Source organism: Nocardioides endophyticus, from assembly GCF_039543845.1.
Lineage (GTDB): Bacteria > Actinomycetota > Actinomycetes > Propionibacteriales > Nocardioidaceae > Nocardioides > Nocardioides endophyticus.
In genome coordinates, this window is sequence record NZ_BAABKN010000009.1 from 433,387 (window position 1) to 456,458 (window position 23,072).

The 23,072-nt window shown below is 70.7% G+C and carries 23 protein-coding genes and 1 tRNA gene; 23 read left to right on the plus strand and 1 reads right to left on the minus strand.

The window, feature by feature from the left end; genetic code table 11:
• The first annotated feature begins 171 nt into the window (after window positions 1-171).
• The 4 genes from ABEA33_RS08145 (at window position 172) to ABEA33_RS08160 (ending at window position 4,297) form a co-directional block, all read left to right on the plus strand.
• On the plus strand, window positions 172-762 hold the full coding sequence (locus tag ABEA33_RS08145; RefSeq protein ID WP_345526244.1) for a hypothetical protein: 591 nt from the start codon (window positions 172-174) through the stop codon (window positions 760-762).
• Window positions 759-1,658 carry an LCP family protein gene (locus ABEA33_RS08150; RefSeq protein WP_345526245.1) on the plus strand — a complete coding sequence of 300 codons (900 nt, stop codon included), beginning with the start codon at window positions 759-761 and terminating at the stop codon, window positions 1,656-1,658. The genes ABEA33_RS08145 and ABEA33_RS08150 overlap by 4 nt, the downstream gene beginning before the upstream one ends.
• A gap of 282 nt (window positions 1,659-1,940) precedes the next feature.
• Window positions 1,941-3,221 (plus strand): amidohydrolase family protein, encoded by a 1,281-nt coding sequence (locus ABEA33_RS08155; RefSeq protein ID WP_345526246.1) that lies wholly within the window; start codon window positions 1,941-1,943, stop codon window positions 3,219-3,221.
• Entirely contained in the window at window positions 3,218-4,297 is a 1,080-nt protein-coding gene (locus tag ABEA33_RS08160) for a dipeptidase (RefSeq protein WP_345526247.1), read from the plus strand. Before ABEA33_RS08155 ends, ABEA33_RS08160 begins: the two co-directional genes overlap by 4 nt.
• A 59-nt stretch (window positions 4,298-4,356) precedes the next feature.
• Here the strand turns inward: ABEA33_RS08160 and ABEA33_RS08165 are convergent.
• Window positions 4,357-4,429 (minus strand) — tRNA-Arg (locus tag ABEA33_RS08165).
• 208 nt (window positions 4,430-4,637) lie between these two features.
• Between ABEA33_RS08165 and argS the strand changes: the two genes are divergently transcribed.
• The 19 genes from argS to ABEA33_RS08260 all read left to right on the plus strand — a co-directional run bounded on the left by argS (window position 4,638) and on the right by ABEA33_RS08260 (window position 23,051).
• Window positions 4,638-6,320, plus strand: coding sequence for an arginine--tRNA ligase (gene argS, locus ABEA33_RS08170; RefSeq protein WP_345526248.1), 1,683 nt, complete (start codon window positions 4,638-4,640; stop codon window positions 6,318-6,320).
• Between the two features lie 4 nt (window positions 6,321-6,324).
• The gene (gene lysA, locus ABEA33_RS08175; RefSeq protein WP_345526249.1) at window positions 6,325-7,725 is read left to right on the plus strand and encodes a diaminopimelate decarboxylase; all 1,401 of its coding nucleotides are present in this window, start codon (window positions 6,325-6,327) and stop codon (window positions 7,723-7,725) included.
• Window positions 7,722-9,035, plus strand: coding sequence for a homoserine dehydrogenase (locus ABEA33_RS08180; RefSeq protein ID WP_345526250.1), 1,314 nt, complete (start codon window positions 7,722-7,724; stop codon window positions 9,033-9,035). The genes lysA and ABEA33_RS08180 overlap by 4 nt, the downstream gene beginning before the upstream one ends.
• An 11-nt stretch (window positions 9,036-9,046) precedes the next feature.
• Window positions 9,047-10,129: a threonine synthase gene (thrC, locus tag ABEA33_RS08185; RefSeq protein ID WP_345526303.1), complete on the plus strand. Its 1,083-nt coding sequence runs from the start codon at window positions 9,047-9,049 to the stop codon at window positions 10,127-10,129.
• Between the two features lie 7 nt (window positions 10,130-10,136).
• On the plus strand, window positions 10,137-11,039 hold the full coding sequence (gene thrB, locus ABEA33_RS08190) for a homoserine kinase (RefSeq protein ID WP_345526251.1): 903 nt from the start codon (window positions 10,137-10,139) through the stop codon (window positions 11,037-11,039).
• Window positions 11,040-11,335: 296 nt separating this feature from the next.
• On the plus strand, window positions 11,336-13,180 hold the full coding sequence (gene rho, locus ABEA33_RS08195; protein ID WP_345526304.1) for a transcription termination factor Rho: 1,845 nt from the start codon (window positions 11,336-11,338) through the stop codon (window positions 13,178-13,180).
• Between the two features lie 107 nt (window positions 13,181-13,287).
• Window positions 13,288-13,662 (plus strand): response regulator transcription factor, encoded by a 375-nt coding sequence (locus ABEA33_RS08200; protein ID WP_345526252.1) that lies wholly within the window; start codon window positions 13,288-13,290, stop codon window positions 13,660-13,662.
• Window positions 13,663-13,819: 157 nt separating this feature from the next.
• Window positions 13,820-15,361, plus strand: a complete 1,542-nt coding sequence (locus ABEA33_RS08205; protein WP_345526253.1) for a sensor histidine kinase — start codon at window positions 13,820-13,822, stop codon at window positions 15,359-15,361.
• A gap of 151 nt (window positions 15,362-15,512) precedes the next feature.
• On the plus strand, window positions 15,513-15,740 hold the full coding sequence (gene rpmE / locus ABEA33_RS08210; protein ID WP_345526254.1) for a 50S ribosomal protein L31: 228 nt from the start codon (window positions 15,513-15,515) through the stop codon (window positions 15,738-15,740).
• An 82-nt stretch (window positions 15,741-15,822) separates the two neighbouring features.
• The gene (gene prfA, locus ABEA33_RS08215; RefSeq protein WP_345526255.1) at window positions 15,823-16,896 is read left to right on the plus strand and encodes a peptide chain release factor 1; all 1,074 of its coding nucleotides are present in this window, start codon (window positions 15,823-15,825) and stop codon (window positions 16,894-16,896) included.
• On the plus strand, window positions 16,893-17,741 hold the full coding sequence (gene prmC / locus ABEA33_RS08220) for a peptide chain release factor N(5)-glutamine methyltransferase (protein ID WP_345526256.1): 849 nt from the start codon (window positions 16,893-16,895) through the stop codon (window positions 17,739-17,741). Before prfA ends, prmC begins: the two co-directional genes overlap by 4 nt.
• 19 nt (window positions 17,742-17,760) lie before the next feature.
• Window positions 17,761-18,423, plus strand: a complete 663-nt coding sequence (locus ABEA33_RS08225; RefSeq protein ID WP_345526257.1) for an L-threonylcarbamoyladenylate synthase — start codon at window positions 17,761-17,763, stop codon at window positions 18,421-18,423.
• A 4-nt stretch (window positions 18,424-18,427) separates the two neighbouring features.
• Window positions 18,428-19,591 carry an MraY family glycosyltransferase gene (locus ABEA33_RS08230; RefSeq protein WP_345526258.1) on the plus strand — a complete coding sequence of 388 codons (1,164 nt, stop codon included), beginning with the start codon at window positions 18,428-18,430 and terminating at the stop codon, window positions 19,589-19,591.
• A gap of 124 nt (window positions 19,592-19,715) precedes the next feature.
• Complete coding sequence (locus ABEA33_RS08235; RefSeq protein WP_345526259.1) at window positions 19,716-20,198, plus strand: hypothetical protein; 483 nt, start codon at window positions 19,716-19,718, stop codon at window positions 20,196-20,198.
• A 30-nt stretch (window positions 20,199-20,228) separates the two neighbouring features.
• Window positions 20,229-20,465: an AtpZ/AtpI family protein gene (locus ABEA33_RS08240; RefSeq protein ID WP_345526260.1), complete on the plus strand. Its 237-nt coding sequence runs from the start codon at window positions 20,229-20,231 to the stop codon at window positions 20,463-20,465.
• Window positions 20,466-20,475: 10 nt separating this feature from the next.
• A complete protein-coding gene (gene atpB / locus ABEA33_RS08245) occupies window positions 20,476-21,300 on the plus strand; it encodes a F0F1 ATP synthase subunit A (protein ID WP_345526261.1) in 825 nt (274 codons plus the stop codon).
• Between the two features lie 115 nt (window positions 21,301-21,415).
• Entirely contained in the window at window positions 21,416-21,604 is a 189-nt protein-coding gene (gene atpE, locus ABEA33_RS08250) for an ATP synthase F0 subunit C (protein ID WP_193661572.1), read from the plus strand.
• Between the two features lie 38 nt (window positions 21,605-21,642).
• Window positions 21,643-22,224, plus strand: coding sequence for a F0F1 ATP synthase subunit B (locus ABEA33_RS08255; protein ID WP_345526262.1), 582 nt, complete (start codon window positions 21,643-21,645; stop codon window positions 22,222-22,224).
• Window positions 22,224-23,051, plus strand: coding sequence for a F0F1 ATP synthase subunit delta (locus ABEA33_RS08260; RefSeq protein WP_345526263.1), 828 nt, complete (start codon window positions 22,224-22,226; stop codon window positions 23,049-23,051). The genes ABEA33_RS08255 and ABEA33_RS08260 overlap by 1 nt, the downstream gene beginning before the upstream one ends.
• The last annotated feature ends 21 nt before the right edge of the window (window positions 23,052-23,072 follow it).

Below are 23,072 nucleotides of genomic sequence, written 5' to 3' on the forward strand. Positions count from 1 at the left end.
TTCGCCTCTTCCGGGATCGTGCACGGGGGGAGTGTCAGTCGTCAAGGCTAGACCCCCGCGCCAGCAAATGCCCGACCACCCGGGCGGTTTGCGGCGTGGTGTGCCAAGGGCCACAACCTCGTCTTGCAGACTTCCCTCTGATCGGCACCGGCGAGGGGGAGTTTCGGAGTTATGAGAGAACGGACCAGAAACGGGTCCTGGGTGATGGCGGCGCTGGTCGTCGTCGGCCTCGCGGCCGGTGGATGCAGTGACGGCAGCGACGGCGGGCCCCGGAAGGCGGACGCGACGTCGAGCGCGTCCGCGGCGCCGGCGGAGGTGGTCACCGCGGCATCGGTCGGCCAGCTGGCCGGCAAGCTGCCGCAGGCACGACGCGCGCAGTTGGTCGGCGAGGTCCAGCAGGTCGTCGACGGCTGGATCGACGCGGCGTACCTCTCGGGTGACTACCCACGCACCGACTTCGCCGGCTCCTGGCCGGGGTTCACCGCCCCGGCCCAGGCCAAGGCCGAGCGGGACGGCGACCTGATGAGCAACCGTGACATCGGGGCGTCGATCGACGGGGTCGAGCCGCAGAAGCGGCAGCTGAAGCTCGACGTCCTCAGCGTTCGGAAGAGGCCGGTAGGGGTGACCGCGCGCGTCGTACTCCGGTTCGCGACCACGGGCGACACGGTCAAGGACGTCCGGGTTGCCGGCCGGCTCTACCTCACGAAGGGCAAGCAGGGATGGCAGGTCTTCGGGTACGACGTCACGAAGGTGGCCCGATGAAGAGGCGATTCATCCGCATCCTGGCGGTGGGCGCCGTCCTGGCGATCGCGGCCCTGCTGGTGCCCGACTCGGCGGTGAAGAGCACCGAGGTCGAGCTGGTCAAGGTCAACCGGGCCGAGACGGTCGACGTCAGCCCCGACGTGGTCTGGATCCTCGCGGTCGGCTCCGACGCGCGCCCCGGTCAGGACATGACGCACACCCGCGGCGACGCGCTGCAGCTCGTCGGCATGAACACCAAGACCGGCGCGGCGACCGCGATCGGCATCCCGCGCGACTCGTGGGTGCCGATCCCCGGCCACGGCTCCAACAAGATCAACGCCGCGCTCTACTTCGGTGGCCCGCAGGCCCTCGGGCAGGCGGTCGGCAACCTGGTCGGCATCCAGCCCGACTACGTGTTCGTCAGCCGCTTCGAGTTCTTCGAGGACATGATCGGCGACATCGGCGGCATCGACGTCAAGAACCCGATCGCGTTCGCCGACGACTTCATCAAGCCCAAGGGCTTCAAGAAGGGGCGCATCCACCTCGGTGGGTACGACGCGCTCGCCTTCGCCCGCATCCGTCACGACCTCATCCGCGGCGACTTCGACCGGTCCGCCAACCAGCAGCGTGTGCTGCGCGGCATCCAGTCCACGGTGAGCGCGAAGGCGGACAAGCCGGGCTTCATCGAGCGCGGCGTCTTCAGCGTCATCCAGCACATGCGCACCAACCTGTCGCCGGTCGAGCTCTATCGCCTCGGCCAGGCGATGGCCCAGGTCAACCCGGGCAAGGTCACCAGCTGCGTGGTCCAGGGCAGCATCGGCACCATGGGTGGCGCCAGTGTGGTCCTGCCGTTCGTCGACCAGGCCCGCCGCTACGGAGACGATGCGCGCAAGGACGCCACGATCAAGCGGTGCTGAAGAAGACCAAGCGGTGCTGAAGAAGACTCCGCCGTTCGTCGTGCTCGACGTCCGACGGCGATCCGATGCACGACCGAGGCGGCGCCGACGATCCGTGGTCGCCCGTTGCAGTGCGTCGCGCAGGGCGGGGAGCCGGTCGGTGTCGAAGTCCGGCTCCAGCCCGACCAGCGTCAGGGCGAAGCCGTCGGCGGCCGTCCTCGTCGAGCATCGCGACCAGGGCGACCGGCACGGCAGCAACGGCACGGCAGCAACGGCACGGCGGAACGACAAGAGGGGAGTGGGATGGGCATCGTCGTCTACCGGGACGCGACGATCTTCGACGGGACCGGTGCCGCGCCTGTCGGCGGCAGGTCCCTCGTCGTCGACGACGATCGGCTCACGCAGGTGGTCGCGACCGACCAGCTCGTCGTTCCCGACGGTGCCGAGGTCGTCGAACTCGTCGAGCGGTTCGTGATTCCTGGCCTCATCGACTCACACCAGCACCTGGCCACCCCGCCGGACCGGGTCCAGGCCGAGGCCTGGCTGCGCCGCATGGTGTACGGCGGCGTCACGGCGATCCGCGACATGGCGGACGACCTGCGGCAGATCGCCGATCTCACCCGCGCCTGCCTGGTGGGTGAGATCCCGGGGCCGGACATCCACTACGCCGCCCTGGTGGCCGGCCCGAGCTTCTTCGACGACCCGCGCACCTGGCAGGTCTCCCAGGGCGAGACGCCGGGGACGGTGCCCTGGATGCAGGCGATCACCGACGAGACCGACCTCGTCATCGCCACCGCCCTGGCCCGCGGGACGCACGCCAGCGCGCTCAAGATCTACGCCGACCTGTCGCCCGAGCTGGTCGCCGCCGTCACCGCCGAGGCGCACCGGCAGGGAGTGCCGGCGTGGGCGCACCTCTCTGTCTTCCCCGCGCTGCCGATAGACGTCGTCCGCGCGGGCGTGGACGTGGTGTCGCACGTGACGATGCTCGCCTGGCAGACCCAGACCCAGACCCAGGCGGAGGCGGCGCCGACGTACAAGAGCAAGACGCCGATCGACCCGGCCACGATCGACCCGGACGACCCCCGAATCGGCGAGGTGCTGGAGGCGATGCTCGAGCGGGGCACGATCCTCGACGCGACCGGGAGCATGTGGGAGAGCGGCGAGGTGCTCGACGGAGCCGATGCCGCTGGCGTCGCGCGCGCCCAGGGCAACGCGGAGCTCTCCGCGGCGCTGACGGCGCGCGCCTTCGCCGCTGGGGTGCCGATCTCCGCGGGCAGCGACTACGTGACGGCCGCGGACGACCCGTTCCCGGCGCTGCACCGGGAGCTCTACTTCCTCCACGAGCGGTGCGGGATGCCGGCCGCCGACGTGCTGCGCTCCGCCACCCAGATCGGTGCCCGCGCCGCCGGCGCCGAGGACGACCTGGGCACGCTCGAGCCCGGCAAGCTCGCCAGCTTCGTGGTCCTGGACCGGGACCCGGTCGCAGACCTGCGCAACCTCGCCAGCGTCTGGTGCACCGTCAAGCGCGGCGTCCGCCACCAGCGCGGCGACTTCGTCGGGCCCGAGAATCTGGAGCAGCGATGAGCAGGCACGACCTGACGATCGTCAACGCGCTCGGGATCCTCGACAACCCGAACTCGGAGCACTCGCTGGCGGCCGCCACCCAGCTCAACCCGAGCAGCGACCAGCTCACCATCGACGAGCGGACCCTGTCCGACGCGCACGCGTCCGGGCTCACGGCGCTCAACGTCACCCTCGGCTACACGATGGGCGAGATGGAGCCCTACGCGCACACGCTGCGGGAGATCGAGACCTGGGACCGGCTGGTGGCGGAGCATCCGACCGACCTGGTCAAGATCCTGACGGCGGCCGACATCGACCGGGCTCGCGCCGACCGCAGGATCGGGATCATCTACGGGTTCCAGAACGCGGTCGCCGTCGGTGACGACCCCGGTCGCGTGGCCGATCGGGTGGCAGAGTTCCAGCGCCTCGGCGTACGGGTGATCCAGCTGACCTACAACCAGGCCAACCACCTCGGCGACGGGTCGATGGCCCCGGACAATCGTGGCCTGTCCGCGACCGGTCGCGACGTCGTCGCGGCTCTCAACGACGCCCGGGTGATGGTGGACCTCTCGCACAGCGGCGAGCGGACCTGCCTCGACGCGATCCGGACGTCGCAGGCGCCGATCTCGATCAACCACACCGGCTGCCGGGCGCTGGCCGACCTCCCGCGCAACAAGACCGACGCCGAGCTGCGGCTGGTCGCGGACAGCGGCGGCTTCGTCGGCATCTACTTCATGCCGTTCCTCAACCCGAGCGGGCACGCCACCGCAGCCGACGTCGTCGCCCACATCGAGCACGCGATCGACGTCTGCGGAGAGGACGCCGTGGGCATCGGCACCGACGGGACCGTCACGGGGATCGACGACCTCGACGCCTACCGGCTCACCCTGGCCGACCACGTCGCGAAGCGACAGGCGGCCGGGGTCGGCGCCGCGGGGGAGCGGGCCGACACCCTGCCGTTCGTCCTCGACCTGAGCGGCGCCGACCAGTTCCACCGCCTGATCGCGCTGCTCGAGCAGCGCGGCCACTCGTGGAGCCGGATCGAGAAGGTCATGGGCCGCAACTTCATCGACTACGCCCGCCGTATCTGGGGCTGACCGACGAAGCACTTGACAATGGGGTCCACGTGGACCCCATTGCCAAGTCACAACTGGTGTGCCCCCGGCAGGATTCGAACCTGCGGCACCCGGTACCGGAAACCGGTGCTCTATCCCCTGAGCTACGGAGGCATGCTGCCGCGACGTACCCATCGATGACGTACCCATCGATAGCGTCGTGGTGGCTGCGCAGAACCCTACAACCGCGCCGCGATCGACGTGCAATCGGCCCAACTGACGGCACGGGTGGCGGCACGGGTGGCGGCACGGGTGGCGGCAGGGGCGTCCCACAGCCGATATCGATGCGAGGCGGGGGAGCGTGCGCCGATACCCTTGCCGGGTGACTCCCGAGCAGCTCTCCACCGCGATCGTCGACGTCCTGACGACGCTGTCCACCGAGGGTGCGATCACCCTGCCGGACGGCGTCCCCACGAACGTGACGGTGGAGCGACCGCGACAGAAGGGGCACGGCGACTACGCCACCAACATCGCGCTGCAGCTGGCCAAACGGAGCTTGATCAATGGCAAGGGGACGAACCCCCGCGCGCTTGCCGAGCTCGTCCAGGCGCGCCTGGCGCAGGTCGACGGGATCGCGGGGATCGACATCGCGGGTCCGGGATTCCTCAACATCACGGTCGCGGCCGGTGCCCAGGGCATCGTCGCGGCGCAGATCGTCGAGGCGGGCGCGTCGTACGGCGGCAACGACGCGTTCGCCGGCGAGAAGATCAACCTCGAGTTCGTCTCGGCCAACCCGACCGGCCCGATCCATATCGGCGGCGTGCGGTGGGCAGCCGTCGGCGACGCCCTCGGCCGGATCTTCGAGATGACCGGCGCCAAGGTCACCAGGGAGTACTACTTCAACGACCACGGCGCCCAGATCGACCGGTTCAGCCGGTCGCTGCTGGCCAGCGCCAAGGGCGAGCCCGCTCCCGAGGACGGGTACGGCGGCGCCTACATCCACGAGATCGCGGCGGCCGTCGTGGCGCGCACCCCCGAGGTCAAGGACCTCCCCGACGCCGACGCGCAGGAGGTCTTCCGCGCGACGGGCGTCGAGATGATGTTCGAGGAGATCAAGCAGAGCCTCCACGACTTCGGGGTCGACTTCGACGTCTACTTCCACGAGAACAACCTGCACAAGAGCGGTGCCGTCGACCGGGCCATCGCCCGGCTCACCGAGATGGGCAACACCTACGAGCAGGACGGCGCCCTGTGGCTGCGCACCGAGAAGTTCGGTGACGACAAGGACCGGGTGATCATCAAGTCGGACGGCAACGGCGCCTACATCTCCGGCGACCTCGCCTATTACCTCGACAAGCGCGAGCGCGGCTTCGACCGCTGCCTGATCATGCTCGGCGCCGACCACCACGGCTACGTCGCGCGGATGAACGCGATGTGCGCGGCCTTCGGCGACGAGCCCGGCAAGAACCTCGAGATCCTGATCGGCCAGATGGTCAATCTGCTCCGCGACGGCGCCCCGCTGCGGATGTCCAAGCGGGCCGGCACGGTCGTCACCATCGACGACCTGGTCGAGGCGATCGGTGTCGACGCGGCGCGCTACGCGCTGACGCGCTACAGCTCGGACTCCAACATCGACCTCGACCTCGATCTCTGGGCGAGCCAGTCCAACGACAACCCGGTCTACTACGTGCAGTACGGCCACGCCCGCACCTGCCGGATGATGGCCAACGCCGCTGACCTGGGCATGTCGCTGCCCGACGATTTCGACCCGTCGCTGCTCTCCCATGAGAAGGAGGGGACCCTGCTGCGGGCGCTCGCGGAGTTCCCGCGCGTCGTCGCCAGTGCCGCTGAGCTGCGTGAGCCGCACCGGGTAGCCCGCTACCTCGAGGACACGACCGCGATCTTCAACCGGTGGTACGACACCCGCGAGTGCCGGATGCTCCCGCAGGGCGACGAGCCGGTCGCCCCCGTCAACGAGGCGCGCCTGGTCCTGGTCGCCGCCGCCCGCACGGTGCTCGCCAACGGTCTGGGGCTGCTCGGCGTCTCGGCGCCCGAGCGGATGTGACGGCATGTCCCACGAAGCCGGCTGGGCGCACGCGCCCGGAGCAATGCGCGGCCCTGCCTGGCTGACGCCGCCCGCCGACCCCAACGCCCTGGTCCCGCACCTGTGGTCGCAGACCGCCCACAAGGTCGACGGCGAGCTGCACGTCGGCGGCCTGGCGATCCCCGAGCTGGTCGCCAACGTCAACACCCCGGCGTACGTCCTCGACGAGGAGGACTTCCGCTCCCGGGCGCGCGCGTTCCGCGACGCGTTCTCGTCGTACGACGTCTTCTACGCCGGCAAGGCCTTCCTCTGCATCGCCGTCGCTACGTGGGTGGCCGAGGAGGGGCTGTGCCTCGACGTCTGCTCCAACAGCGAGCTGACGGTGGCGCTGCGGGCTGGTTTCGACCCGGCCCGGATCGGCTACCACGGCAACAACAAGTCGACCGCGGACCTGCGCCGCGCGGTCGCCGCTGGCGTGGGCCGGATCGTCGTCGACTCCCTCGACGAGATCGAGCGCCTCGAGTCGCTGACCGCAGAGCCCGGCATGACCGCGAAGGTCATGATCCGCGTGACCGCCGGCGTCGAGGCGCACACGCACGAGTACATCGCGACCGCCCACGAGGACCAGAAGTTCGGCTTCTCGATCACCAGCGGTGACGCCCTCGACGCCGCACGCCGGGTGCTCGCCGCCCCGGGCATCGAGCTTCTCGGGCTGCACTCCCACATCGGCAGCCAGATCTTCGACTCCTCCGGGTTCGAGGTCGCAGCCCGCCGGGTGCTGGCCCTGCAGGCGCGGATCAGCGAGGAGCTCGGCGTGACGCTGCCGGAGATGGACCTCGGCGGCGGCTTCGGCATCGCGTACACGACGCAGGACGACCCGGCGGACCCCGCGCAGCTCGCGACCGAGATGACCAAGATCGTCGAGCACGAGTGTCGCGCTCTGGGCATCCCCGAGCCGCGCCTGTCGATCGAGCCCGGCCGCGCGATCGTCGGGCCCGCGATGTGCACCGTCTACACGGTCGGCACGGTCAAGCAGGTCCACCTCGACGGCGGCGCCGTCCGCACATATGTCTCGGTCGACGGCGGGATGAGCGACAACATCCGCACGGCGCTGTACGACGCCGACTACTCCTGCACGGTCGCGTCGCGCGCCTCCGAGGCGGTGCCGGTGCTGGCCCGCGTGGTCGGCAAGCACTGCGAGGCCGGCGACATCCTGGTGAAGGACGAGTTCCTCCCCGGCGACGTGCGCCCCGGCGACCTGCTCGCGGTCCCCGGCACGGGTGCCTACTGTCGGTCGATGGCCTCCAACTACAACCACGCGCTGCGCCCGCCAGTGGTCGCGGTACGGGACGGGGTCGCGCGCGTCGTCGTACGCCGCGAGACTGAGGACGATCTTTTGGCGACAGACATGGGTGATGTGCGATGACGGAGGGTGACAAGCCACTCAAGGTGGCCGTGCTGGGCTGCGGCTCGGTGGGCTCTCAGGTGGTGCGACTGCTCGGTGAGCAGGCCGGCGACCTCGCGGCCCGGGTGGGCGCGGAGGTCGAGTTGGTCGGCGTCGCCGTACGCCGGCTGGACGCGCCGCGCGACATCGAGGTGCCCGACGGGCTGCTGACGACCGACGCCAACGCGCTCGTCGCACGCGACGACGTCGACCTGGTCGTCGAGGTGATCGGCGGCATCGAGCCGGCCCGGACCCTGATCCTCTCGGCGCTCGAGAACGGCAAGTCGGTCGTCACCGCCAACAAGGCGCTGCTCGCCGAGGACGGACCGACGCTCTTCGAGGCCGCCGAGAAGGCCGGCCGCGACCTCTACTACGAGGCCGCCGTCGCCGGCGCGATCCCGATCCTGCGCCCGCTGCGTGAGTCGCTCGCCGGTGACCGGGTCACCCGGGTGCTCGGCATCGTCAACGGCACCACCAACTTCATCCTCGACAAGATGGACACCTCCGGAGCCGGCTTCGCCGAGGCGCTGGAGGAAGCCCAGGAGCTCGGGTACGCCGAGGCCGACCCGACCGCTGACGTCGAGGGCTTCGACGCTGCGGCCAAGGCCGCGATCCTGGCCTCGCTCGCGTTCCACACCAGGGTGACCGCCGCCGACGTGCACCGCGAGGGCATCGCGGAGGTCACCGCGGCCGACGTCGCCTCGGCCCGGGAGATGGCCAGCGTCGTCAAGCTGCTCGCCATCTGCGAGCTGCGCGAGACCGACGACGGCCAGAGCGCCGTCGCCGTCCGCGTGCACCCGGCCATGATCCCGAGGTCGCACCCGCTGGCCTCCGTGCGCGAGGCCTACAACGCGGTCTTCGTCGAGTCCGACGCCGCCGGCCAGCTGATGTTCTACGGTCCCGGCGCGGGTGGCGCGCCGACCGCGTCCGCCGTGCTCGGTGACCTGGTGACAGTCGCCCGCAACCGGCGGGCGGAGACCCGCGGACCCGGCGAGTCGGCGTACGCCGACCACGCGGTGCTGCCGATGGGGGAGACCCTCACCCGTTACCACGTGGCGATCGATGTCGACGACCGCGCCGGTGTGCTCGCCGCCGTCGCGACCGCCTTCTCGGAGCACGGCGTGTCGATCCAGACCGTCCGCCAGGAGGGCCGTGACGCCGACGCCCAGCTCGTCGTCGTCTCGCACGAGTCGACCGACGCCCAGCTCGCCGCGACCGTGGAGACGCTGCGCGGCATGGACACCGTCCGCGAGGTCACCTCGGTGATGCGCGTCGAAGGAGTAGCGGAGTGACCACCGAGAAGATGGCACGGACCCACCAGTGGCGCGGCGTCATCGAGGAGTACCGCTCGCTGCTGGACATCCCGGAGGGCACCCCCGCCGTGACCCTGCGTGAGGGCGGCACGCCGCTCGTCTTCTCGGAGTGGCTGTCCGGCCTCGCCGGGGCCGAGGTCTGGCTGAAGGTCGAGGGCAGCAACCCCACGGGGTCGTTCAAGGACCGCGGCATGACGGCCGCGATCTCGGTCGCGAAGCACGAGGGCGCGCGGGCCGTGGTCTGTGCGTCGACGGGCAACACCTCCGCATCGATGGCGGCGTACGCCGCGAAGGCCGGGCTCAAGCCGCTCGTGCTCGTGCCGGAGGGCAAGATCGCCGCCGGCAAGATGGCGCAGGCGCTGCTGCACGGCGCCCAGGTCGTGATGGTGCGCGGCAACTTCGACGACTGCCTGGGGCTGGCCAAGGGCCTGGCCTGGGACTACCCGGTCGCGCTGGTCAACTCGGTCAACCCGGTGCGCCTCGAGGGGCAGAAGACCGCGGCCTTCGAGATCGTCGACTTCCTCGGCGACGCCCCCGACTACCACCTGCTGCCGGTCGGCAACGCGGGCAACGTCTCGGCGTACTGGCTCGGCTACACGCAGTACGCCGACGCCGGGATGGCCACCAAGAAGCCCGTCATCCGCGGCTTCCAGGCCGAGGGCGCGGCGCCGCTGGTCACGGGTGAGCCCTTCCCCGACCCCGAGACGCGCGCGACGGCGATCCGGATCGGCAACCCTGCCTCGTGGAAGCTCGCCGAGGCGGCGCGCGACGAGTCCGGTGGCGCCTTCGCCTCGGTGACCGACGACCAGATCCTGGCGGCGCAGCGTGAGCTCGCCTCTCGAGATGGTGTCTTCGTCGAGCCGGCTTCGGCGGCCGGCATCGCCGGGATGTTGCAGGAGCTCGCCGGGGGCACGTCGTACCGCGGCAGCACGGTCGCCGTCACCGTCACCGGCCACGGCCTCAAGGACATCGCCACCGCGCTGGAGGGTCTCGCCGAGAGCGGGCGCCCGATCGTGGACACGGTGATCGACGCGGACGTCGCTGCTGCCGCGGCCGCCGCCGGGCTCGCCTGAGGCTGCCGTGACGACCTTCGTCGAAGGCCCGGTGCGGGCCTCCGTTCCCGCGACCTCCGCCAACCTGGGCCCGGGGTTCGACTCGCTCGGGCTCGCCCTGTCGATGCGCGACGAGCTGGTCGCCGAGGTGGTCGCGAGCGGCCTCGAGGTCGAGGTGACCGGTGCGGGTGCCGACGCGGTGTCGCGCGACGAGAGCCACCTGGTGGTCCGTGCGATGCGCGCCGCGTTCGACCTGATGGGCGCCCAGCCGTCGGGTCTGCGGCTGTCGTGCGCCAACGTCGTCCCGCACGCCCGCGGCCTCGGCTCGTCGTCCGCCGCGATCGTCGCGGGCGTCGTGCTCGCTCGTGGGCTGGTGGCCGGGGGAGCGCTGCTGGCCGACGACGAGGCGCTGTTCCGGCTGGCCGCCCGGATCGAAGGCCACCCCGACAACGTTGCGCCGGCCTTCTACGGCGGCTTCACCATCTCCGGTCGCGACGAGGACGGCGAGTTCTACTCGGTCGGTTCGCCAGTCGACCCGCGGATCCAGGTGGTCGTGTTCGTGCCGCCCACGGGGGTCTCGACCGAGGTCGCCCGGGGACTGCTCCCCGCCGAGGTGCCCCACGCCGACGCCGCGGCGGACGCCGGGCGGACCGCCCTGCTCGTCGCGGCGCTCGCGGGCAAGCCCGAGCACCTGCTGCGCGCGACCCGCGACTACCTGCACCAGCAGTACCGGCGCCCCGCCATGCCGGGCTCCCTGGACCTGGTCGACCGGCTGCGCGCCGACGGCCTACCGGCCCTCGTCTCCGGCGCCGGTCCCACGGTGCTGGCGTTCACCGACGCGGCCGGCGCCGACCGCCTGCTCGCCCGGTGTCCGGACGGCTGGGTGAGCCACCGGCTCGAAGTGGAGACCGCGGGAGCACGGCTCTCCTGACGGGTGTATCTTGACGGTGCGTCGAGTTCTTCGGCGTGGCACCGCCGGTCGTGAAGGCGGCACCGTGCACCCTCTTCCTCGTGATGCGGCGGCTTGCCGCCCAGCGGCCCGACGGCCTCGGAACCGAGCGCCACGGCGGGCGAGGAAGCACTGACCAGTACGCCGCCGGCCCGAGGCCGGATCGGCACTGAACGTGGGAAGGACCTCACGTGACGGAAACCATCGAAGGCACCACCGAGCCGACCGGCGCGGGCGCTGAGAAGCCCGCCAAGAAGCGCGGTGGCGGCCTCAATGCCATGCTCCTCGCCGACCTGAAGTCGATGGCGGCGGGCATGGGCATCGCGGGCGCGGGCGGCATGAAGAAGGCCCAGCTCGTCGACGCGATCAAGTCGCAGCAGTCCGGCGGCCCTCGCCAGGAGAAGCCGACGCAGGACCAGCCGGGGCAGGACCGGCCAGCGGAGAAGAAGCCGGCGCAGGCCAGGCGCGGCCGCGCCAAGGCATCGGCCGAGGACCAGCCGACCCTGGAACAGGAGCCGGCCGAGGAGAAGCGGCCCGAGGAGCTGCCGGCCCAGGACAAGCAGCCGCAGCAGGAGCGCCGCCAGCAGCGCGACCGCCAGCAGGACCGGAACCAGCAGCAGGATCGGAACCAGCAGCAGGGCAAGCAGGAGCCGAGGCAGGACCGCGGCCAGCAGCAGGAGCCCAAGCAGGACCAGAAGCCGGACCGGGGCCAGCAGGACCGGGGCCAGCAGGACCGGAGCCAGCAGGACCGGAGCCAGCAGGACCGCGGCCAGCAGGACCGCGGCCAGCAGAACAAGTCCAACCAGGGTCAGCCCAACCAAGGTCAGCAGGACCAGCACGACGATGACGCGGACGGCGACGGCGAGGGCAGCCGGCGCAACCGCCGCCGCCGGGGACGTGACCGCGACCGCAGTGTTCGCCCCGCGGGCGGTGGCACCGGAGGCCAGCGCAACGAGCCCGACACCACGATCCTCGAGGACGACGTGCTGGTGCCGGCCGCCGGCATCCTCGACGTGCTCGACAACTACGCGTTCGTCCGGACCAGCGGCTACCTCGCCAGCTCCGACGACGTCTACGTGTCGCTGTCGATGGTGCGCAAGTTCGGCCTGCGCCGCGGCGATGCGATCGTCGGTCAGGTGCGCCAGCCCCGCGAGGGCGAGCGCAAGGAGAAGTTCAACCCGATGGTTCGTATCGACGCCGTCAACGGCGCCGACCCCGAGGTCGCGAAGAACCGCGTCGAGTTCTCGAAGCTGACCCCGCTCTACCCCACCGAACGACTGCGCCTCGAGACCGGGGCGGACAACCTCATCGGCCGGGTCATCGACATCGCGGCGCCGATCGGCAAGGGCCAGCGCGGGCTCATCGTGTCCCCGGCGAAGGCCGGCAAGACGATGATCCTGCAGTCGATCGCGAACTCGATCACGACCAACAACCCCGAGTGCCACCTGATGGTCGTCCTGGTCGACGAGCGGCCCGAGGAGGTCACGGACTTCGAGCGCTCGGTCAAGGGCGAGGTCATCTCCTCGACCTTCGACCGGCCGCCCGCCGACCACACCACCGTCGCCGAGCTCGCGATCGAGCGGGCCAAGCGGCTCGTCGAGCTCGGTCACGACGTGGTGGTGCTGCTCGACGGCATCACGCGACTCGGTCGCGCCTACAACCTGGCCGCGCCGCCCAGCGGCCGGATCCTCTCCGGCGGCGTCGACTCGGCCGCGCTCTACCCGCCCAAGAAGTTCTTCGGCGCAGCGCGCAACATCGAGGACGGCGGCTCCCTGACCATCCTGGCGACGGCGCTCGTCGAGAGCGGCTCGAAGATGGACGAGGTGATCTTCGAGGAGTTCAAGGGCACCGGCAACATGGAGATCCGGTTGCGCCGCGACTTCGCGGACAAGCGACTCTTCCCCGCCATCGACGCCGTCCAGTCGGGCACCCGCCGTGAGGAGCTCCTGCTGAGCAAGGAGGAGCTGGCCATCATCTGGAAGCTCCGACGAGTGCTCTCGTCGACGGACGGGCAGCAGGCACTGGAGCTCTTGCTGGAGCGCCTGAAGAAGTCCCAGACCAACATCGAGTTCCTCATGCAGGTCCAGAAGACGACCCCGACCGTGTCCGCACGGGAGGAGTAGACCGGCACCGACGACGGGCCGCTCCCGCGACGGAGCGGCCCGTCGTGCTCGATCCGAGGGCAGCTGCGGCTAGGCTGCCCGCACATCAGAATGGGAAGGGGACCCGCGTGGCTCGGATCCTGGTCGCGGACGATGACGTCGACATCCGCGAGCTCGTCGAGTTCAAGCTCTCGACACTCGGCCACGACGTGGTCGCAGTAGCGGACGGCGCGGCGGCGATCGAGGCCTGTCAGGCCGAACGCCCGGACCTCGCGGTGCTCGACGTGATGATGCCGGGGGTGTCCGGACTCGACGCCATTCGCGCGATCCGTGCCGACCCGGCGCTGGCCGACCTGCCGGTGATCCTGCTGACCGCGCGTGCGCAGGAGTCCGATGTCGAGACCGGCTTCGACTCGGGCGCCGACGACTACATCACCAAGCCCTTCAGCCCCCGCGAGCTCGCGTCGCGGGTCCAGGCGCTGCTGAGCCGCTCCACCCCGTAGCCGCAAGGTAGGCGCAAGGTCGCCACAAAGTGGGCCGTTTGAGCGGCGTCCAGCCGTAGCCCGGGGGTAGCCTCCTGCCGTGGGAGGGGTGCTGGTCGCGCCCGGCGGACACGGGGGGTGTTCTCACGTCATGACTGGCCGTCCGGTGGCGCGCGTCGTGTCGTCTGTTCTGGCGCGGATCGGGTTCCTCGGTGCGCTCGCCACCGCGGTTGCCGTCATCGGTGTCATCGTCTCGGCCGTTGCGGTCAGTGACCTGACGGACGAGCTGTCGCCGGCCGCCGCCGCCAACCAGGCGGTCTACCAGGACCTCACCGACATGTCGGCCGCCGCCGAGGCCTGGGCGAGCGTCGGCCTGCCCAGCGCGGCCGACGACTACCGACAGGCCACGTTGCGATTGAGCGCGCACGAGCAGGAGGTGAGCGCGTACGCCGACGGCGATCGGGCCCTCCAGATCGCCGTGGAGCGCCAGGATGCCGCTGCACAGGCCTGGATCGACGGGTACGCCGCGCCGCGGATGGCCGCCGAGGGGGGCGCCGGCGCGCGTCCGCGGGACGTCCGGGCCGGCAACGCGGCGTTCGACGCGATCCGCTCCGCGCACCAGACCACGACCCAGGCGTTCGACAGCCGGGTGCGATCGGCCAGTGACGGCGTCTCGATGCGGCTGCGCGGCACCGTGCTGGCCGTCATCCTGCTGGCGGTCGCCGCGGCCGCCTTCATGGCGCGGTCGCGCCGGCGGGTCCTCGCCGAGCTGTCCACCCCGCTGCTGGCGCTCGAGAAGGTCGTGCAGCGGATGGCCCGCGGGGACCACGACGTACGAGCCGCTGCTGCCGGGCCGAAGGAGGTCCAGGCAGTCGCCCAGGCGTTCAACGAGCTCGCCGAGGCGCAGACCCGGGCGCGCGCCGTCGAGCTCTGGATCCAGCGCGAGCTGCGCACCCTGGACACCGCGAAAGACGACTTCGTCGCCAACGTCTCCCACGAGCTGCGCACCCCGCTGACCACGATCAGCGGCTATCTCGAGCTGGTGGCCGAAGAGTTCGAGGGGCAGATGGAGCCGCGGCACGAGCGGATGCTCGACGCGACGCGTCGCAACGTCGCCCGGCTCAAGATGCTCATCGACGACCTGCTCACCCTGCAGCGCGCCGAGGGCAGCAACCAGCAGATGGAGCCGGTCGACCTGCCGGCCCTGGTCCGCGACGTGGTCGTCGACGTGAAGCTCACGGCTGCCCGCCGGAGCATCAGGATCGGCGTGAAGCTGCCGCAGATCGACGTCGCGGTGCTCGCGGACCGCGCGATGCTGCACCGGGCCTTCCTCAACGTGGTGACCAACGCGGTGAAGTTCAGCCACGACGACGGGATCGTCGAGGTGGCCGTCACCACCGGCCGCGGCCAGGTCGAGGTCGCGGTCACCGACCGCGGCATCGGCATCCCGTCGGCCGAGATCGACCGGCTCGGGACCCGCTTCTTCCGGGCGTCCAACGCGGTGTCCAACGAGATCGCCGGCACCGGCCTCGGCGTCCGCATCATGCAGACGATCGTCGACCGGCACGCCGGCGCCGTCGTCATCGACTCGGAGGAGGGCGTCGGCACCACCGTGACCGTGCGCCTCCCGGTGCAGGCCCAGGCGCCGCAGCCGGTCGTGACCCCTCCCGCGATCCTCTCCGTGGTGGAGAACCAGCCCCAGCCGGAGCCCGCCCCGTAGGCCGGCCAGCCACGCCCGTCGAGCGTGCCGTACGCGGGAATGTTGTCGATTACCCAAGTGTTTGGACCCATGGCAGAATCGTCTGTCGGCTCCGGTTCACGCCTCCTCGTAGGGAGCGAGGCGACCCGGCGGCTATCGAGAGGACATCAGCATGAAGAAGGACATCCACCCGGACTACATCGAGACCCAGGTGACCTGCACCTGTGGCTCCACGTTCACGACGCGCAGCACCGTGGCGTCGGGCGTCATCAAGTCCGACGTGTGCTCGCAGTGCCACCCGTTCTACACCGGCAAGCAGAAGATCCTCGACACCGGCGGTCGCGTCGCCCGCTTCGAGGCCCGCTACGCCAAGAAGGCCGCTGCCGCCGAGAGCAAGTAGCTGCTTCCGAGCGCCGGTCCCCGCCACGTGGCGGGGACCGGCGCTCGTCATTTGTCCGCACCCGTCACGCGAGGAGAAGCCGATGTTCGAGGCAGTCGAGGGGATGCTCGCCGAGCACGCCGAGATCGAGACGCGGCTGGCCGAGCCCGAGACGCACGCTGACGCACGGCTCGCCAAGCAGCTCAACCAGCGCTACGCCGCGCTGTCGTCGATCATCGGCGCCTGGCGGGACTGGCAGGCGCTCGGTGACGACCTCGGCGCCGCCCGCGAGCTCGCGTCGGAGGACTCCGCGTTCGCCGAGGAGGTCGAGGCCCTGCAGCCGCGGATCCACGCGGCCGAGGAGCGGCTGCGCCGGCTGCTCGTGCCCCGCGACGAGGCCGACGACAAGGACGCGATCCTCGAGGTGAAGTCGGGAGAGGGCGGGGAGGAGTCGGCGCTCTTCGCCGCGGACCTGCTCCGTATGTACACCCGGTACGCCGAGGCCCGCGGTTGGAAGGTCGAGATCCTCGACGCCGCCGAGTCGGACCTCGGCGGCTACAAGTCCGTCACCGTCGCCGTGAAGGCGCGCGGCACCTCCGAGCCCGGGACCGCGCCGTACGCCTTGCTGAAGTTCGAGGGCGGCGTGCACCGGGTCCAGCGGGTCCCGGTCACCGAGTCGCAGGGGCGGGTGCACACCAGCGCCGCCGGGGTGCTGGTCTTCCCCGAGGCCGAGCAGATCGACGTCCAGATCGACGACAACGACCTGCGCATCGACGTCTACCGCAGCAGTGGCCCCGGGGGGCAGAGCGTCAACACCACCGACTCCGCGGTCCGGATCACCCACGTGCCGACCGGCATCGTCGCCAGCTGTCAGAACGAGAAGAGCCAGCTGCAGAACCGCGAGCAGGCGATGCGCATCCTCCGGGCCCGGATCCTGGCCGCCGCGCAGGAGAAGGCCGACGCCGAGGCCGGCGCGGCCCGCCGCAGCCAGGTCCGCACGGTCGACCGTTCCGAGCGGATCCGCACCTACAACTTCCCGGAGAACCGGATCTCCGACCACCGCACCGGCTACAAGTCCTACAACCTCGACCAGGTGCTCGACGGTGACCTCCAGCCGGTGCTCGACTCCTGCATCGAGGCCGACCTGGCCGCCCGGCTCGAGGCGCTCGAGCAATGACGTCGCGGCGGGCCGTGCTCTCCGCGGCCGTCGACCGGCTCCGGGGGGCCGGGGTCGCCAGCCCCGAGCACGACGCCGCGGAGCTGCTCGCCCACGCCCTCGGCACGACGCGCTCGCGCCTGCCGCTGGTCGACACCGTCCCCGACGACGCCCTGGGGGAGTACGACGCGCTCATCGCCCGTCGCGCGGCCCGGGAGCCGCTCCAGCACCTGACCGGCACGGCCTACTTCCGTCACGTCGAGCTCGCCGTCGGACCCGGGGTGTTCGTGCCCCGGCCCGAGACCGAGCTGCTCGCCGGCTGGGCGGTCGAGCAGGCGGTCTCGACCACCGGGAGGGCGCCCGTCGTCGTCGACCTGTGCACCGGGTCGGGAGCTGTCGCGAAGGCGATCGCCGACGAGGTCCCTGCGGCGAGCGTGCACGCCGTCGAGCTCGACGAGGCTGCGCTTCCGTGGGCGGAGCGCAACCTCTCCGGTACCGGTGTCGACCTGCGCGAGGGCGACATGGCGACCGCCTTCGACGACCTGGCAGGCACGGTCGACGTGCTGACCTGCAACCCGCCATACATCCCACTCGACGCCTGGGAGTCGGTGGCGCCCGAGGCCCGCGACCACGACCCGCACCTCGCTCTCTTCTCCGGCGCCGACGGGCTGGACGCGATCAGGGTGCTCGAACGCCGGGCGGCCCTGTTGCTGCGGCCCGGGGGAGTGGTCGGGTTCGAGCACGCCGATGCTCAAGGCGAGTCCGCGCCGGCGGTCTTCTCCGCGACCGGTCGCTGGACCGATGTCAGGGACCACGCCGACCTGGCAGGGCGCGCACGCTTCACGACGGCCCGGCTGGCACGATGAGCCCCAGAAGGAGGGCACTGTGACGAGCGAGCGTTATCCGACCGGGACCGACGAGGAGCGTGAGGCCGCGGTCGAGGCGGCAGCCCTCGCGGTCCAGCAGGGCGAGCTCATCGTGCTGCCGACCGACACCGTGTACGGCGTCGGGGCGGACGCGTTCGACCCGGTCGCCGTGCGGGGTCTGCTGGCGGCCAAGGGCCGCGGCCGCAACATGCCGCCGCCCGTGCTGGTCAGCTCGGCCACGACGCTCGACGCGCTCGCGGTCCGGGTCCCCGGGTACGCCCGGGCGCTGGTCGAAGAGTTCTGGCCCGGCCCGCTGACCCTGGTCTGCCACCAGCAGAGCTCGCTGCAGTGGGACCTCGGCGACAGCCGCGGCACCGTGGCCGTGCGGATGCCCGACGACGAGATCGCCCTCGCGATCCTCGAACGGACCGGGCCGCTGGCAGTCAGCTCGGCCAACAAGACCGGCATGCCGGCCGCCACCGACGCCGACCAGGCGATCGAGATGCTCGGCGACGACGTCGACGTGGTGGTCGACGGAGGGACGTCTCGCGGTGGTGAGGCCTCCACGATCATCGACGTCACCGGATCCCAAGGGAGGGTGCTGCGCCTGGGTGCGCTCAGCCTCGAGCAGCTCAACGCCGTCCTGGAACCTCTCGGCGCGACCCTGACCGACGAGGCCTGAGCCCTTGCGGGAGTACCTCCTCGTCTTCATCGTCGCCGCGGCGACGACCTATCTGCTGACCGTCGTCTCCCGCGAGATCGCGCTGCGCACGGGAGCGGTCGCGAAGGTCCGCGACCGCGACGTGCACGCCGTCCCGATCCCGTACCTCGGTGGTCTCGCGATGCTGGGCGGCCTGGTCGCGGCGTACGCCGTGGCGCGACAGCTGCCGTTCCTCTCCACCAGCGGTCCGCTCGTCTTCCGTGACGCCGGGGTCGTGCTGATCGCCGGGGCGCTGATCTGTGCTGTCGGGGTGCTCGACGACCTGTTCGAGCTGGATGCTCTCACCAAGCTGGGCGGGCAGGTGCTCGCCGCGGGCTTCCTGATCGCGTTCGGCATCCAGTACGTCTTCTTCACTGGGAGCGACGGGACCCAGTTCCCGCTCCAACCGGCGCAGGGGGCGCTGCTCACCGGCTTCGTGGTCGTGGCGACCGTCAACGCGGTCAACTTCGTCGACGGCCTGGACGGCCTGGCCGCCGGCATCGTCGGCATCGGCGCCTCGGCCATCTTCGTTTACTGCTACCAGCTCGCCAACATCAACGACCTCACGCTGGCCACCACGGGCGCCCTGCTCAGCGCGGCGCTCGCCGGTGCCTGCGCCGGCTTCCTGCCGCACAACTTCCACCAGGCGCGCCTCTTCATGGGCGACAGCGGGTCGATGCTGATCGGCCTGGTGCTCTCAGCGAGTGCGATCACGCTCACCGGGCAGTTCTCGGCCGACCAGATCAGCGAGGGCGCGGCCGGTTCGCAGGCGAGCCTGGTGCCGACCCTGCTCCCGCTGCTGCTGCCGGTGTCGATCCTGATCGTGCCGATGCTCGACCTGGTCCTCGCCGTCGTACGCCGCACCCGTGCCGGTCGCTCGCCGTTCGCGCCGGACAAGCAGCACCTGCACCACCGGCTGCTCGAGATCGGTCACTCCCACCGGCGCGCGGTGCTGATCATGTACCTGTGGGCAACGCTGATGGCCTTCGGGACGGTGCTGGTCAGCCTCTACAGCGGCGAGAGCTGGGCCTGGGTCGCGGTGGGGGCGATGGCGGTCGTCACGGTCGGCGCGACCTTCCTGCTGCCGAAGCTGCACCACCCCGACCAGCTTCCACCGGCCGTCCCGGCGCCCGACGAAGGGCCGCTCTGATGGGGCCGGAGCGGTTTGGATCGTTCCGGTTTCAGTGCGCTCAGACTTTGTGCTAGTTTTCACAAGCGCCCCTGACCAGGTCGGGAGCGCATGCACCGTCAGCCCCCTACGAACGGCCGCCGACATGACGACCGATGCCCGCCCGGCACCCCTCATCAGAGGGACGGCTGTGCTCGTGCGGACGGCCGGCGCCACGATCCTGCTGGGTCTGCTGACCACCGCCCTCGGCGCGCTGGTGTCGGGCTCCGCGGCGGCGTACGGCGCGCTCGCGGGCACGGTCCTGGTCGTGGGGGTCTTCGGCTTCGGCACCTTCACCGTGAACGCCGTCGCGGCCGTGATGCCGACGGCATCGCTGCTCGTGGCCGTGATGACCTACACCCTGCAGGTCGTCGTGATGGCGCTGGCCTTCGTCATCCTCTCCGGCTCCGGCGCGCTCGACGACACCATCGACCGGGCCTGGCTCGGCGGCACCGTGATCGCCGGCACGATGGTGTGGCTCGTGGCGCAGATCGTGCAGGCGACGAGCCGTCGGATCCCCATCTACGACGTCTCGCTGCCCGATGTCGACCAGACGCCGGCGCCGAGGGCGGAGGGGGCGGAACGATGACCAAACCCGACTGCTATTCTCCGGTTCGCAATGAGTCAGCAGGAACCGTCGGCTGGACCTCAGGGGGAGCGCCCGAAGGGCGACCCGTGGCATGCCTTCGGGTACATCGTCTCCGGGGTCGCGATCTACGGCTTCCTGGGGTGGCTCGTGGACCGATGGCTCGAGACGGAGTTCGTCGTCGCGATCGGGATCATCTTCGGTGCGGCGCTCGGGATCTACCTGACCTTCAGCCGCTTCAATCGCGCACAACCGTCCGACCAGAAGTAGAGGAGAACCGGTGACCTACGCAGCCGCCGTGGTGCGCAGCGATGGCTTCACGCCGCCCGGACCGGGGGACTTCGACCTCCCGGCCATCGGCGGTGGGACCGACACGTTCGAGATGTTCGGTCAGACCTTCGTGCTCGGTGTCACGAAGCCGATGCTCCAGCTCGTCCTGGCGGCGGTGCTCGTCTTCGGGTTCTTCTACCTCGCCTCGCGCAAGCGGGCGATGGTGCCGGGCAAGCTGCAGTTCATCGGCGAGGGCGCTTACGGATTCGTCCGCAACTCGATCAGCCGCGACATCATCGGCGGGCGCGACTTCGCGAAGTACGTGCCCTACCTCTTCGCGCTGTTCTTCTTCATCCTGGTCAACAACCTCTTCGCGACCATCCCGTTCATCCAGTTCCCGACGTTCTCGCGCTCGGGGATGGTCTACGGCCTCGCGATCCTGAGCTGGGTGGTCTACAACGCTGCCGGCATCAGCCGACACGGCTTCTTCGGCTACCTGAAGCACCAGACCGTGCCGCCGGGCATCAGCGGCCCGATGCTCATCCTGCTGGTGCCGCTGGAGTTCATGTCGAACATCCTGGTCCGGCCGGTCACGCTGGCGCTGCGACTCTTCTGCAACATGTTCGCCGGCCACCTGCTGCTCATCCTGTTCGCCCTCGGTGGCGAGTACCTCATCTTCGAGATGTCCGCGGCGTACGCGCCGGTCGGCCTGCTGGCCTGGGTCCTGTTCATCGCGGTTGCGTTCCTGGAGATCCTGATCCAGTTCCTGCAGGCCTACGTGTTCGTCCTCCTGAACGCGATGTACATCTCCGGCGCGATCTCCGAAGAGCACTAGAAGTCCTGCCGGCAGCGCCCTGCTGGGCGTTCCCCGAAGTCTCACTCCGCACAACACCTGAAGTAACAACCGAAAGGAAACTGCCGTGGACGGCACTCTCAACGGCTCGGTCAACATGATCGGCTACGGCCTGGCCGCGATCGGCCCGGGCATCGGCATCGGCCTGATCTTCGCCGCCTACATCAGCGGTGTCGCGCGCCAGCCTGAGGCTCAGGGTCGCCTGCAGTCGATCGCGATCCTCGGCTTCGCGCTCGCCGAGGCGCTCGCGATCATCGGTATCGCCCTCGCCTTCGTCCTCAGCTGACCGTCCTCACCGAGACGTAGGATCCGGAAGGACCTGTCATGCATGCACTGATCGCCCCCGTGGTGGTGTCGGCCGCGGAGGAAGAGCACAAGCTCAACCCGCTGCTGCCGCACGTAGCTGAGATCGCCCTCTCGCTGGTCGTGTTCGGCCTGCTCTTCTTCGCGGTGAAGAAGTGGGTGGTCCCGGGCTTCGAGACGACGTTCGAGGAGCGCTCCAAGGCCATCGAGGGCGGCCTCGAGGCAGCCGAGTCGAAGCAGGCCGAGGCGGACGCCCGGCTCGCCGAGCTCGAGCAGCAGCTGGCCGACGCCCGGCACGAGGCGGCCCGCATCCGCGAGGAGGCCCGGGAGCAGGGCGCGCAGATCATCGCTGAGATGCGCGACCAGGCCCAGGCCGAGTCCACCCGGATCGTGGAGCACGGCAAGGCCCAGATCGAGGCCGAGCGTCAGCAGGCGGTCACCGCCCTGCGCGCCGAGGTCGGCACTCTGGCGACCAGCCTGGCGGGTCGGATCGTCGGCGAGAGCCTCGAGGACGACGAGCGCTCGTCGCGCGTCGTCGAGCGGTTCCTGGTCGACCTCGAGACCATCAACGCCTCCGAGGCTGCAGGTAACGGGGCCGGCTGATGGTCTACCAGCTGAGCTCGTTGCGGGGTTCGTCGGCCGACGCGCTGCAGGCACTGGGCGCGCGGGTCGACGACGGTCGCAACAGCCCGGAGGAGTTCGCCTCACTGGGGCAGGACCTGTTCCAGCTGGCGGCTCTGATCCGGTCGGAGCCGGCGCTGCGGCGTGCGGTGACCGACGTGTCGACGCCGGCCGAGGCCAAGGCATCGCTCGTGCGCAGCCTCCTGGGCGAGCGGGTCGGCGCTCCGGCGCTCGACCTGCTGGTCGACGCGGTCGGGCACCGCTGGGTGGCGTCGCGCGACCTCGCCGACGTCATCGAGCACCTCGGCGTCGTCGCCGTGGTCCGTTCGGCTGGGAGGGAGCAGTCCTCCCGCCTCGCCGACGAGCTCTTCGCCGTCGCCCAGGCGGTGGAGGACAGCTCCGACCTGCGCAACGCGCTCTCGGATCCGGCGCGTTCGGTCGAGGACAAGGTCGCGCTCCTGCGTGGCCTGCTCGGCGGTCGCGCACTGTCGGCGACCTTGGCGCTGGTGGAGCAGGCCCTCGCGGGCTCGTTCCGCTCGTTCCACGCCGGCATCACGCAGTACCAGAAGGTCGCAGCAGCTGCCCACGGCGAGGGCGTCGCGTTGATCCGCGTCGCCCGCTCCCTGAGCGACGCCGATCGATCCCGGTTGGAGCAGGCCCTGACGGCGCAGTACGGCCGCCCGGTCCACCTCAACATCCAGGTGGAGCCGGCGTTGGTCGGTGGCATGCGGGTCGAGATCGGTGACGACGTCATCGACGGCACCGTCGCATCACGGCTCGACGACGTACGAAGGAAGCTGGCCGGCTGATCGCCGCCACTCGACAACCGA

What these genes read in the sequence shown, in the direction of transcription:
- ABEA33_RS08145 (WP_345526244.1), top strand. Translation starts at nt 172, where the DNA reads ATGAGAGAACGGACCAGAAACGGGTCCTGGGTGATGGCGGCGCTGGTC.
- ABEA33_RS08150 (WP_345526245.1), top strand. Translation starts at nt 759, where the DNA reads ATGAAGAGGCGATTCATCCGCATCCTGGCGGTGGGCGCCGTCCTGGCG.
- ABEA33_RS08155 (WP_345526246.1), top strand. Translation starts at nt 1,941, where the DNA reads ATGGGCATCGTCGTCTACCGGGACGCGACGATCTTCGACGGGACCGGT.
- ABEA33_RS08160 (WP_345526247.1), top strand. Translation starts at nt 3,218, where the DNA reads ATGAGCAGGCACGACCTGACGATCGTCAACGCGCTCGGGATCCTCGAC.
- lysA (WP_345526249.1), top strand. Translation starts at nt 6,325, where the DNA reads ATGTCCCACGAAGCCGGCTGGGCGCACGCGCCCGGAGCAATGCGCGGC.
- ABEA33_RS08180 (WP_345526250.1), top strand. Translation starts at nt 7,722, where the DNA reads ATGACGGAGGGTGACAAGCCACTCAAGGTGGCCGTGCTGGGCTGCGGC.
- thrC (WP_345526303.1), top strand. Translation starts at nt 9,047, where the DNA reads ATGGCACGGACCCACCAGTGGCGCGGCGTCATCGAGGAGTACCGCTCG.
- rho (WP_345526304.1), top strand. Translation starts at nt 11,336, where the DNA reads ATGCTCCTCGCCGACCTGAAGTCGATGGCGGCGGGCATGGGCATCGCG.
- rpmE (WP_345526254.1), top strand. Translation starts at nt 15,513, where the DNA reads ATGAAGAAGGACATCCACCCGGACTACATCGAGACCCAGGTGACCTGC.
- prfA (WP_345526255.1), top strand. Translation starts at nt 15,823, where the DNA reads ATGTTCGAGGCAGTCGAGGGGATGCTCGCCGAGCACGCCGAGATCGAG.
- prmC (WP_345526256.1), top strand. Translation starts at nt 16,893, where the DNA reads ATGACGTCGCGGCGGGCCGTGCTCTCCGCGGCCGTCGACCGGCTCCGG.
- ABEA33_RS08235 (WP_345526259.1), top strand. Translation starts at nt 19,716, where the DNA reads ATGACGACCGATGCCCGCCCGGCACCCCTCATCAGAGGGACGGCTGTG.
- ABEA33_RS08240 (WP_345526260.1), top strand. Translation starts at nt 20,229, where the DNA reads ATGAGTCAGCAGGAACCGTCGGCTGGACCTCAGGGGGAGCGCCCGAAG.
- atpE (WP_193661572.1), top strand. Translation starts at nt 21,416, where the DNA reads ATGATCGGCTACGGCCTGGCCGCGATCGGCCCGGGCATCGGCATCGGC.
- ABEA33_RS08255 (WP_345526262.1), top strand. Translation starts at nt 21,643, where the DNA reads ATGCATGCACTGATCGCCCCCGTGGTGGTGTCGGCCGCGGAGGAAGAG.
- ABEA33_RS08260 (WP_345526263.1), top strand. Translation starts at nt 22,224, where the DNA reads ATGGTCTACCAGCTGAGCTCGTTGCGGGGTTCGTCGGCCGACGCGCTG.